General features: G+C 69.8%; 11 protein-coding genes and 1 pseudogene. 6 read left to right on the plus strand and 6 right to left on the minus strand.

Translation table 11 applies throughout. The features are described 5' to 3' along the window. Positions 1-131 precede the first annotated feature (131 nt). On the minus strand, positions 132-677 hold the full coding sequence (gene dpsA, locus GJ633_RS10025; protein ID WP_156588717.1) for a DNA starvation/stationary phase protection protein DpsA: 546 nt from the start codon (positions 675-677) through the stop codon (positions 132-134). Between the two features lie 81 nt (positions 678-758). Further along, entirely contained in the window at positions 759-2378 is a 1620-nt protein-coding gene (purN, locus tag GJ633_RS10030; protein ID WP_156588718.1) for a phosphoribosylglycinamide formyltransferase, read from the minus strand. Between the two features lie 188 nt (positions 2379-2566). Between purN and purB the strand changes: the two genes are divergently transcribed. Together purB and GJ633_RS10040 are read left to right on the plus strand one after the other, a co-directional pair. Further along, entirely contained in the window at positions 2567-4054 is a 1488-nt protein-coding gene (gene purB, locus GJ633_RS10035) for an adenylosuccinate lyase (protein ID WP_156588719.1), read from the plus strand. A 123-nt stretch (positions 4055-4177) separates the two neighbouring features. Further along, positions 4178-4504, plus strand: a complete 327-nt coding sequence (locus tag GJ633_RS10040; RefSeq protein ID WP_156588720.1) for a zinc ribbon domain-containing protein — start codon at positions 4178-4180, stop codon at positions 4502-4504. 345 nt (positions 4505-4849) lie between these two features. On the opposite strand, the gene GJ633_RS10045 is transcribed toward GJ633_RS10040, so the two are convergent. Beyond that, positions 4850-5764, minus strand: a complete 915-nt coding sequence (locus GJ633_RS10045) for a serine/threonine-protein kinase RIO2 (protein WP_156588721.1) — start codon at positions 5762-5764, stop codon at positions 4850-4852. A 152-nt stretch (positions 5765-5916) separates the two neighbouring features. On the opposite strand from GJ633_RS10045, the gene GJ633_RS10050 reads away from it, so the two are divergent. The 4 genes from GJ633_RS10050 to GJ633_RS10065 all read left to right on the plus strand — a co-directional run bounded on the left by GJ633_RS10050 (position 5917) and on the right by GJ633_RS10065 (position 9141). Then, positions 5917-6768: a biotin/lipoate A/B protein ligase family protein gene (locus GJ633_RS10050; RefSeq protein WP_156588722.1), complete on the plus strand. Its 852-nt coding sequence runs from the start codon at positions 5917-5919 to the stop codon at positions 6766-6768. 53 nt (positions 6769-6821) lie between these two features. Beyond that, positions 6822-7658, plus strand: coding sequence for a deoxyribonuclease IV (locus tag GJ633_RS10055; RefSeq protein WP_156588723.1), 837 nt, complete (start codon positions 6822-6824; stop codon positions 7656-7658). Positions 7659-7731: 73 nt separating this feature from the next. Continuing rightward, positions 7732-8220: a hypothetical protein gene (locus tag GJ633_RS10060; protein WP_156588724.1), complete on the plus strand. Its 489-nt coding sequence runs from the start codon at positions 7732-7734 to the stop codon at positions 8218-8220. Positions 8221-8328: 108 nt separating this feature from the next. Further along, entirely contained in the window at positions 8329-9141 is an 813-nt protein-coding gene (locus GJ633_RS10065) for a methyltransferase domain-containing protein (RefSeq protein WP_321169010.1), read from the plus strand. Positions 9142-9182: 41 nt separating this feature from the next. Here GJ633_RS10065 and GJ633_RS10070 read toward each other — a convergent pair whose 3' ends face one another. The 3 genes and pseudogenes from GJ633_RS10070 to GJ633_RS17195 form a co-directional block, all read right to left on the minus strand. Next, the gene (locus GJ633_RS10070; protein ID WP_156588725.1) at positions 9183-9827 is read right to left on the minus strand and encodes a hypothetical protein; all 645 of its coding nucleotides are present in this window, start codon (positions 9825-9827) and stop codon (positions 9183-9185) included. 81 nt (positions 9828-9908) lie between these two features. Further along, entirely contained in the window at positions 9909-10442 is a 534-nt protein-coding gene (locus tag GJ633_RS10075) for a Mut7-C RNAse domain-containing protein (RefSeq protein ID WP_156588726.1), read from the minus strand. Further along, positions 10443-10956: pseudogene (locus GJ633_RS17195) on the minus strand (DNA polymerase/3'-5' exonuclease PolX); the annotation flags it as partial.

Genomic DNA, 10956 nt, shown 5'->3' on the forward strand with positions numbered 1-10956 from the left:
GGTAAGAGACAGGCCTAAAGGCGCGGGTATTCTCCTTGCTCTTTATAAACACCCTTCAGCGAACGGTTGATACACCCACAAGTGGCGAAATACTTCCTGTGAAGTGTTCTCTGACACCCTCGGATCGGTGACTAGTGCGTCGCGGACTCGAGCACGAGCGTGTCGTTTTCGAGGTAGTGTTCGATGTGGTGGGCGTGTTCCTCTATCGTCTCCAGCTGTTCGCGGAGCATCTCGCCGGTCGCGTAGTCGCCGAGCCCCTCGGCGAGCTCGATGTGCTCCCGGTAGCTCTCGACGATGTCACCCATCATCTCGAGGTCGTTGGCCAGCGACGTCCGGACGTCGTACACGTCTTCGTCCTCGGGCTCGACCGTCGCGTTCGCCGCGAGCGTCGTCATGCTGGCGTGCGGCACGCCGCCGAGCGCCTGGAGACGCTCCGCGAGTTCGTCGGCCGCCGCCTCGACGTCCTCGTACACCTCCTGGAGGAACACGTGCACGTCGAGGAACTCCGCGCCCTCGACGTTCCAGTGGTGTTTGTGCAGCTGGTGATAGAGGACGTACGCGTCCGCGAGATCGGTGTTCAGCGCGGCGACGATCTGTTCGGCCTTCTCCGTCTCGAGCCGGAGCGCGTTCTCTTCGACGGTGCCCGCGGTCTGTCGCGTTATCTTTTGGGTGCTCATTGCGGCTGAACGTTGGGTCCCCACACGCTTATAAGTTATCAACAATAAGATAACTTTTCGCACCCGTGAACGCGGACGGGGTCAGTCGTGTCGGAAACAGCGCGACCCGGTGAACGCCATCGCCATGTCGTGCTCGTCGGCGGCGGCGATCACGTCCTCGTCGTTGACGGACCCGCCCGGCTGGATCACCGCCTCGATCCCGGCGTCGGCGGCTTCCTCGATCGCGTCGGGGAACGGGAAGAAGGCGTCCGAGGCCATGACCGCGCCCTCGGCAGATTTCCCGTCGGCGTCCTTCTCGGCTTTCATCGCCGCGAGCGTGACGGCGTCGACGCGGGAGACCTGTCCCATCCCGACGCCGACCGTCTCCGTGCCGGTCGCGAAGAGGATCCCGTTCGACTTGACGTGTTTGAGCGTCTTCCAGGCGAACAGCATCGTCTCGAGCTGGTCGTCTGTCGGCTCCCGGTCGGTGACGATCTCGAGGTCCTCGGCGGTCGGCGACTGCAGGTCGCGCTCCTGGACGAGCCGGCCGCCCACGATCGGTTTCTCCGTGAACCGCTCGGAGACGCGCGCGTCGCCCTCGCCGAGGGGACCGACGTCGAGCACGCGGAGGTTCTTCTTCTCGCGGAGCACGTCGAGCGCGCTGTCGGTGTAGCCCGGCGCGACGACGACCTCCTTGAACGAGTCGGCGATCTCGGCGGCGGTGTCGGCGTCGCACTCGCGGTTCAGCGCGACGATCCCGCCGAACGCCGACTTCGCGTCGGTCCGGAGCGCGCGGTCGTACGCGTCGTCGAGCGTGTCGCTCGTCGCGCAGCCGGCGGGGTTGGTGTGTTTGATCACGGCGGCTGCGGGGTCGTCGAACTCCTTGACGAGGTTCAACGCGGCGTCGGCGTCGTTGTAGTTGTTGTAGCCCATTCCCTTCGCGCCGGGGTTGCGCTGGCCGGCGCTCACCACGTTCGCCTCCTCGCAGCCGTCGTCGACGTACAGCGCGGCGTCCTGGTGGGGGTTCTCGCCGTACCGCAGCGTGTCCGCGCGCTCCTCGGAGACGAACCGACGCTCGGGGAAGTCGCCGCCGACGTCGCCGTCGATCTCGACCGCGACCGGGTCGCCAGCACCGGCCTCCTCGCCGCCCTCGCGTTCGACCGTCACCCGGTCCTCGGCGAACCACCTGACGGCGCGCGGGTACGCGACGAACTCCGCCTCGTGGAGCACGCGGGTCTTGAGCGAGTCCGCGTCGTCGTCGGCGTAGACTGGCACTGGCTCCTGGGTGACGATCGGGCCGTCGTCGACCTCCTCGGTGACCACGTGGACGGTACAGCCCGTCGTCCGGACGCCGGCGTCGAGCACCTGCTCGTGGGCGTTGGTCCCCGGGAACGACGGCAGAAGCGAGGGGTGGACGTTCAGCGTCGTGGGCACCGAATCGAGGAACTCGTCGGTCAGCACGCGCATGTACCCGTCCAGGCAGACGAGGTCGAAGTCGTACCCGGAGAGCCTGTCGAGGACGCGGCGCTCGTGGCTCTCGCGCGACTCCCCCTCCCCGCGGACGACGACCTCGGTCGGGACCCGCCGCTCCGTGGCGGCCTCCAGCACGGGCGCGCTCTCGCGGTTCGTCAGGACGACCGACAGCTCCGCGCCGCCGGGGGCGACGTCGGCGATGTGTCTGAGGTTCCGTCCCCGGTTGCTCGCGAGTCCGGCGATCTTCATACGCGAACGTCCGACCGATCGCGTATATCGATTGCGGTCCGTCCGGTCGAAGATCCACGTTCGCGGATAGGATCACTTCACAGCGTGTGGTACGGCGGCGGACCTATCCACATCTGTGCGACACCGCGCGACACTCTCGCGACCCCCTCATCGACACGCTTTTGCCGGTTCCGGAGGCAGTCGCGGGCATGACCGACGAGGACGCGACGGACGACGGCGCCACGGGCGACGACGCGACGCCGGCCGAACCGGTAGCGGGACTCGACCGGGCCGACCCGCTGGCGGCCGTGTCGCCGCTTGACGGCCGGTACGCCTCCCGAACCGCGCCGCTGTCGCCGTACGCGAGCGAGGCCGCGCTCATGCGGGCGCGCACTCGCGTCGAGGTCGAGTACCTGATCGCGCTAGGGGCACTCGACGCGACGCCGATCGGCTTCGACGAGGCCGAGACCGAAGGGCTCCGCGGGATCTACGAGGAGTTCTCGGCGGAGGACGCCCGGCTGATCAAGGACCTGGAAGTCGACGGCGCCGAGGGGTACGCCGCGACCAACCACGACGTGAAGGCCGTCGAGTACTTCCTGCGCGTCCGCCTCGGCGAACTGGACGGTGGAGACCCGATCGACGACGCCGAAGCGCTGTACCCGTGGATCCACTTCGGGCTCACGAGCGAGGACGTCAACAACCTCGCACACCGGCTCCTGGTGAAGCCGGCCGTGAGCGAGGTTCTCGTGCCCGCGATCCGCGAGGTTCGGGACGCGCTCGCCGATCTGGCGCGAGAGCACCGGGAGACGCCGATGCTGGCGCGCACGCACGGCCAGCCCGCGACGCCGACGACGTTCGGCAAGGAGATGGCGGTGTACGCGTCTCGGCTCGGCCGGGCGTTGGGGCGGGTTGTCGTCGCCAACGAGGACCTCTCCGGGAAGCTCGCGGGCGCGTCGGGGACGTACGCCGCCCACCACGCGGCCTATCCCGAGGTCGACTGGCCGGCGTTCGCCGAGTCGTTCGTGCGCGGCCTGGACCTGGAACACACGCCGCTCGCGACGCAGGTGAACCCCTGTGACGACCTGGCGGCGCTGTTCGACGCGCTCCGAGGCGTGAACGACGTGCTGCTCGACCTGGACCTCGACGCGTGGCTGTACGTCTCCGACCGCTACCTCGGCCAGCGGACCGTCGAGGGCGAGACGGGCTCGTCGACGATGCCCCACAAGGTGAACCCGATCGACTTCGAGAACAGCGAGGGGAACCTCTCGAAGGCGAACGCGGATCTGGGGTTCCTCGCGGAGTACATCACCACCTCGCGGCTCCAGCGCGACCTCTCTGACTCCACGGTGAAGCGCAACGTCGGCGCCGCGTTCGCGCACTGTCTGATCGGCTACTCGAAGACCGGTGACGGGCTCGCGAAGGTGACCCCGAACGAGACGGTGATGCGCGAGGAACTGGAGGCGACTCCCGAGGTGATCGGCGAGGCGGTGCAGACGATCCTGCGGCGCGAGGGCGACACCGCGGCCTACGAGCGCGTGAAGGAGCTCTCCCGCGGCAAGCGGGTGACGCTCGCCGACTTCCGGGAGCTGTTCGACGACCTCGACGTCGACGAGTCCGTCCGCGAGGAGCTGCGGGCGCTCACGCCGGCTGGGTACACCGGCGTCGCGGCCGACCTCGTCGACAGCGTCGACGAGTAGCTCGGTCGACGAGACGATCGCCCCGACCGGGAAGATCCGGTCGCCCCTCTCCGCGATGACGGCTCAACGGAATCTTCGCGGTTCGCCACAAGAGATTTGCCGATCGAGAGTGCAGGGGGAACGATGCCCTCCGACGAGAGCGATACGGAGTACTCCGTTTTCGGCAACGATTCCACCGACCAGCGGGAGCAGCCCGACGAGAGCGAACAGGGCGGTGACGCCCGCGCGGATCCCGAGGCTGCTGGCCTCGGCGACGGCGACGACGGCTGTCCCAAGTGCGGCGGCACGGACACCGAAACCGACGAGATCGCGACGAGCGGGACCGGATTCACGAAGCTGTTCGACGTACAGAACCGCCGGTTCGTGGTGGTCTCGTGTGCGAACTGCGGCTACTCGGAGCTGTACAAGGGTCAGTCGACCGGCGACGCGATCGACTTCTTCATCGGGTGACGGCGGACACGACGGGCACGACGGGCACGACGGGCACGCCAGGCGCTCGATCAGACTGAACCGGAGCAGACCGACGCGCTCTGCGGGATCCGCGTCGTGACCTCCGGGACGGGTTTCCTCGACACGTTCGCTTCGTCCGCGCCTCGAGCGGCCGGCTCACTCTCGATCGCCGCTGTCCGTTCATCCGTTCCCAGGCGGGGATCGGCGTATTCGCCACGGCGATCGACAGAGAGACGTGACGACCGGGATCAGCACGCCAGCGTCGAGAGGAATCTCGATGGCCCTCGCCCCAGCAGAGAAGATGCCGTTTCGATCCCGTACAACTTTCATATCGCGGAATGTAATTTATACTTCGACGAACGCCCGGACGCTCTCGAAAGAGCCGTCCGCGATCGCGTCGGCGATCGCCGCCACGTCGACGTCGCGAGGGACCTCGTGGGGGTACTTCCGTCCGAAGTACCGCAGGAGGTTCTCGACGTCGCGTTCGAGGAACTCCCGGGCGTTCTCGTGGTCGACGGGGACCGCTTGCGGCCAGTCGAAGAGCGTGACGCCGCTTTCGGCGACCGCGACGTTGTGTTCCGACACGTCGGCGTGGACCCAGCCGAGGTCGTGGGCGGTCACCAGTTCGCGGAGGATCAGATCGAGGACGCCGACAGCCTGTGCGGCGTCGAGTTTCGCGCGCGCGAGTTCCGTGCCGTCGAACTTGTCCATCACGATGGCGTGTCGGTTGTGATCGACCGGGCGGGGCACCGAGACGTCGGGGTACAGCGCCTCCATCGCCTCGTACTCGCGTTCGGCCGCCTTGCGCGCGGTGTACATCCACGAGACGTGGTTGCGGTCGGCGGTGTACTCGCGCTCGCGGTTGACCTCCCGGAAGTTAGTGTATCCCTCCCGGTGGTACTTCAGCGCGAGCGGCTTGAACGACTGCGCCTCGTAGACGTCGCCCTCCTTCCCCAGCCCGAGCGGGGCGCCGACGCCCTCGATGACCTCGCGCTCGGCGAAGGTCCGCAACGCGAGCGCGTCGTACCCCTCGAAGGTGAGCTGGTACCCCTCGTACTGGATCGTCTTCCGCTGGATCAGCTCCCGGTCGAGACACCGGTCGATCCGGTAGTCGACCTCCTCGCGGGTCAAGTCGGCGTAGTCGGGGAGCTTGTCGCGGCGGACCCACTCCGAAAAGCGCATTCCCTGCTCGACGCCCGAGAGGAGGTAGAAGTCCTCGGGGTCGAGATCCGCCATGTCGCCGGCGACGTTCCGAACCATACGCGCCCCTACTCCGGCGATTCCTAAAAGGGACGCGCGTTTGGAACCACAGATAAATCCGATACCGCGATATCAAATTACCACCGCGGTGGGAGGCTGAACGACGAGCGGCGAGCGCAACCGCTTTCGGGGCGAGGTGCAGACGGGAGCGCATGACCGCGCCCGCGGGCGACTGGCGGCTGATCCGGGAGGAAGCGCACCCGGGACCGATGCAGATGGCGCTCGACGAGGTGGCCGCCGAGACCGCCGCCGACGGGGGGACGGCCACGGTCCGGACCTACCGGTGGGATCCGAGCTGTCTCACCCTCGGCTACCGACAGGATCCGGACACCGTCGACTGGGCGTTCTGCGAGCACGAGGGGATCGACGTGACGCGCCGACAGACCGGCGGCGGCGGGATCTACCACGACGCCGTCGGTGATATCGCCTACTCGATCGTCGTCCCGGCCGAGGCCGTCCCGAGCGAGCTGCTCGACTGTTACCACCTGCTGTGCGAGCCCGTCTTGGACGCGTTCGAGCGGATCGGGATCGACGCCGGCTACGCCGACGAACCGATGCCGGAGCTGCACGGACCGGCCTGTTACCTCCGGGGGCTGCATCCCGCACACGACGTGGTGGCCGGGGGGAAGCGAGAGGGAGAGCGACGGAAGATCGCCGGGAACGCGCAGTATCGAAAGCGCGATGCGGTGATCCAACACGGGTCGTTGACGTACGCGGTGACGGCGGCGCGCCACCTCGGCGTGTTCGTAGACCCGCCGGTGGACCCGGACGCGTTCCGCGATCGGGTCGTCGGCATGGACGAGTTGGCGGACATCGACCGCGAGGAGGCGGTGGCGGCCGTCGAGTCGGCGCTCGCCGACTGGGTGCGTGCCGCCGAGGGGACGACGCTCGTGACCGACGCCGGCTGGACCGACGCGGAGCGCAAGCGCGCTGCCGCCGTCGCCGAGACGAAGTACCGGGACGAAGCGTGGGTTCGGTCACAGCCGGGGAATCAGAACGAGTGACGCGTCCGTCCCGGTTCCGAAGGGGCTTTTTCGGCCGCACTCGTTGACGTGGTATGACTCTCAGGGTCGGAGCACACGTCTCCATCGCGGGCGGCGTCGACAACGCCGTGGACAACCAGCTCGAAGTGGGCGGCAACTGCGGGCAGATCTTCACCCACTCCCCGCAGGTGTGGCAGGACCCGAACATCGGCGACGAAGAGGCGGAGCGGTTCCGCGAGGCGACCGAACACGAGCTAGCGGGACCGTGGGTGATCCACACCTCCTACCTCGTGAACCTCTGTACCCCGAAGGAGGGACTCCGCGAGAAGTCGCTCGACTCGATGCAAAAGGAGGTGGACGCGGCCGCGAAGCTGGGGATTCCGTACGTCAACGTCCACCTCGGCGCGCACACCGGTGCGGGCGTCGAGGGCGGCCTCGACAACGCGGCGTCGGTGATCGACGAACTCGACGTCCCCGACGGCGTGACGGTCCTGATCGAGAGCGACGCGGGCGCGGGGACGAAGCTCGGCGGGGAGTTCGATCACCTCGCCGGGATTCTCGACCGTACGGAGACCGACATCGACGTCTGTCTCGACACCGCACACGCCTTCTCAGCGGGATACGACCTCTCGACCCCCGAGGCCGTCGACGAGACGATCGCGGAGTTCGACGACGTGGTCGGGCTAGAGCACCTCCGGTACGTCCACCTCAACGACTCGAAACACGAGTGTGGCACGCACAAAGACGAGCACGCGCACATCGGTGAGGGGTACATCGGCGAGGAAGGGATGGAGCGGATCGTCAACCACCCGGACCTAGCGGACGTGCCGCTGGCGCTGGAGACGCCGACCGAGGACGGGAAGGGCTTCGCGTGGAACATCGAGCGCGTCCGCGAACTGCGCGCCGAGTGAGCAGCTGAGCCCCGCGTCCGTGCCGAACCGTCCGACGCGACTTTATGTGGTTGGGGCCCCGAACCGTGTGGGTATGACCACCACAGAGGCGCTCCTCCTCGGTCGCCGGCGGGACCTCGCCGTCACGATGGTCGTCGGGTTCGCCGTCGTCGTGGCGCTCGTGCTCGCGGGGGGAATCGCCGCCGACGTCGCCGACCTGTCGACCGCGACGGCGGTGACCGACCGACTCGTGCCGCTTGTGGTGTTTTACGCGCCGGCGCCCGTCGCGGCCGTCGGCGCGTACGCGCGCTGCGGGGGACCGGCGTGTCTGGCGGTGGGGATCGTTCCGGCGGCCGTGTTCGCCGCGCTCGTGCTCGTCGGGACGGTCGTCGGCGTCCCGGGCGTCGGCGGCGGCGACGCGCCGCTCGAGGACGTGACGCTGATGTTCGCGCTCGTCGGCCTCAGCAGCGCGTTCGTCGGCTACTGCGCCGGCGTCACCGCGACGTTGCTCGCTGACCTCGCGGGATTCGGAGGCGACGCGGACGAACCGGGGGAAGTCGACGCGGACGAATCGGAGGAGTGACCGGCGAGCAGCCGAGGAGCGGTGGGACGGCGCGGGGCGCTCGGCCAGTTTCACGGACCCGCGCCGACGGTTCCCGACGTTTATTTTGCCCCGCCTCGAACGGAGTCCGTGCGACGCTTCTCCGCGGAGTACCTCGAGTACACCCGACGCGGGATGTGGGAGGGGAGCCGAGACGCGCTCGCCGACCTCGACCTGCCGAACCGCCGGCGCGTCCTCGACGTGGGCTGTGGCACCGGCGAGTTGACCCGCGTGCTCGCGGCGGAGACGCCCGCCGAGGCGACGGTGATCGGCGTCGACGCGGACCTCGATCTCCTCCGCGTCGCCCGCGAGGAGACAGACGGGTCGGCGGCGTTCCTCACGGGCGACGCGACCCGGCTCCCGGTCTCCGACGACGCCGCGGACCTGGTCGTCTGCCAGGCCCTGCTCATCAACCTCCCCGACCCGGCGGCCGCGGTTCGAGAGCTGTCCCGCGCGTCGAGCCGGCTCGTCGCCGCGATCGAGCCGGACAACGCGGACGTGCGGGTGGAGTCGACCGTCGACGCCGAGGAGCGACTGGAGCGCGAGGCCCGCGAGGCCTACCTGGCGGGCGTCGGTACCGACGTCGCGCTCGGCGACCGCGTCCGAGAGGCGTTCGCGGCCGCCGGGCTCGAGGACGTCCGCACGCGGCGGTACGTCCACGAGAAGCGGACCGTGCCGCCGTACGCGGAGCCGGCGCTGACGGCGGCGGCCCGGAAGGCCTCCGGCGCGGGGCTCGCCGACCACCGGGAAGAACTCGTGACCGCGACCTCCGAGGCCGACTACGACGACCTCCGGCGTCGGTGGCGCGAGATGGGCCGCGAGGTGGTCGACGGGATGCGCACGGGCGAGTACGAGCGCGTCGAGCGCGTCCCCTTCGACGTCACCGTCGGCCGCGTGCCCTGACCCCGTGAGGGCGGCGGCGACCGCAGCCTTCCAGCGTCGTCTCACACCACGTCGCCGCGGACGGAGGCGCCGTCCTGCGCTGCGCGTCGCGTTTGCAGCGCCTCGGCGGCCGCGGTCGCGGCGTCCTCCTCGGCGCCGAGCATGCAGAGCGCGTCCGCGAGCGTCGGCATCGCGAACGAGCCCGCCCGGAGCCGCTCGAACGCCTCGTCGTCGCGGGTGCCGTCGACCCACAGACAGACGCCGCGCGGGTCGAGCACCTCCCCGAGGGCGTCGCGGGCGAGCGCCCCCTGCAACCGCTGGCGCACGTTGTCCTCGAAGCTCGCGTTACAGACCTCCAGGTGGACCGGCTCGTCGTCGTCGACCAGCTCGGCGGCGAGGCACTTCGCGGGCGCCGCGTACCCGTTGTCGCTCGCGCGCACCCGGTCGGGGGACGCCTCGGCCCACTCGGCGCGCACGCTGGTGCCGACCCCCTTGATGCCGTACTCGGCCTCGAACGCCGCCGCGGCCTCGTCGTCTCCGCCCATGATCACGTCCTTGGTGAGGTAGACGTCGAGCCGCTCGACCGGGTCGAGCCCGAGCGCGACGTCGCCGAACGCCCACACCTCCCGGACCGGGACCGGCATCGGCTCGCGCTCGATCTGGTCGACGAGCGACTCCAGTCGGTCGACGGCGCGGTCTCGTTCCATCGGCGAGCGCTACGCGGCCGCCGGGCAAACCCGTTACGCTCGTACGCGAGGTGGGGCGGCGACGACTCCGCCGCCACGAATCTACAGCCCGTCGAGCCGCGCCGCCACGTCGTTCCAGTGGCCCCCCTTCCAGAACCAGCGCCCGCAGTCCCGACAGCGCCACCCCGGCCGGTCGACGCCGACGTCGTCGGGTGCGTAGTCGGGACGGTCGGCGCCGGGACTTCCCGCGCCGGATCCCTCGTCGCCGACCCGCTCGACCGGCCCGTTACAGGCCCCACAGCGCGTGGGTTCGTCGGCGAGTTCGATCCGGAATCCGCCCGCCGACAGCTCGCGGAGCTGGTCGAGCACGTCGCGCTCGGTGAGGAGGACCGCGTCGGGGACGCCGTCCCCCTCGTCTCCGTCCCTCTCGCCTTCGGCTTCCCCGCCGCGCTCCGCGCGGGCCGCGAGCTCGCGGTCGCGGGTGATCAGCGTTCGGTCCTCGGCGGCGGCGATCGACAGCAACCGGTCGTCCGCCTCGACGCCGCGGTCGAGCGCGTACGCCGCGTCGTAGCCGCACATCCGGAGGTAGGTGGCGAGTGTCCCGCACATCGCGTCGATCAGGACCGGCGACGACATCTATCCGTCCAAGAACGCCAGCAGCTCCCCGACCGGGCGCGCGTTGAGCACGTCGGCGGTCTCGGCCCACCCGCGCCGGGCCGTGCGGACGCCGTACCGGACGTTGTCGAGCTCGCGGGGCGCGTGCGCGTCGGTGTTCACGGCGACCGTCGCGCCGGTCTCGACCGCGGCCCGCACGAAGTCGCCGTCGGCGTCGAGCCGGGCGGGGTTCGCGTTCACCTCGATCGCGGTGCCGGCCGCGGCGGCCGCCTCGGCGACGGCCGCCACGTCGGGGTCGAGACCCGGCCGCTCGTTGATGAGCCGGCCGGTCGGGTGGCCGAGCACGTCGACCTGCGGGTGCTCGACCGCGCGGACCAGTCGCTCGGTGGCGGCGTCGGCGTCCTGGCCGAGCCCCGAGTGCGGCGACGCGACGACCAGGTCGAGGGCGGCGAGGGTCTCGTCGTCAGTCGAGAGGTCGCCGGCGGCGTCGACGTTGGCCTCGATGCCGTGGAGCACCGCGATCCCGGCGTCGCCG

Origin of the sequence: Halorubrum sp. CBA1125, from assembly GCF_009742825.1 — an archaeon.
Lineage (GTDB): Archaea > Halobacteriota > Halobacteria > Halobacteriales > Haloferacaceae > Halorubrum.

Coding starts and splice junctions, on each gene's coding strand:
- purN (WP_156588718.1), bottom strand. CDS start 2,378: ATGAAGATCGCCGGACTCGCGAGCAACCGGGGACGGAACCTCAGACAC.
- GJ633_RS10055 (WP_156588723.1), top strand. CDS start 6,822: ATGACTCTCAGGGTCGGAGCACACGTCTCCATCGCGGGCGGCGTCGAC.
- GJ633_RS10070 (WP_156588725.1), bottom strand. CDS start 9,827: ATGGAACGAGACCGCGCCGTCGACCGACTGGAGTCGCTCGTCGACCAG.
- GJ633_RS10075 (WP_156588726.1), bottom strand. CDS start 10,442: ATGTCGTCGCCGGTCCTGATCGACGCGATGTGCGGGACACTCGCCACC.
- GJ633_RS10045 (WP_156588721.1), bottom strand. CDS start 5,764: ATGGTTCGGAACGTCGCCGGCGACATGGCGGATCTCGACCCCGAGGAC.
- GJ633_RS10050 (WP_156588722.1), top strand. CDS start 5,917: ATGACCGCGCCCGCGGGCGACTGGCGGCTGATCCGGGAGGAAGCGCAC.
- dpsA (WP_156588717.1), bottom strand. CDS start 677: ATGAGCACCCAAAAGATAACGCGACAGACCGCGGGCACCGTCGAAGAG.
- GJ633_RS10060 (WP_156588724.1), top strand. CDS start 7,732: ATGACCACCACAGAGGCGCTCCTCCTCGGTCGCCGGCGGGACCTCGCC.
- GJ633_RS10040 (WP_156588720.1), top strand. CDS start 4,178: ATGCCCTCCGACGAGAGCGATACGGAGTACTCCGTTTTCGGCAACGAT.
- purB (WP_156588719.1), top strand. CDS start 2,567: ATGACCGACGAGGACGCGACGGACGACGGCGCCACGGGCGACGACGCG.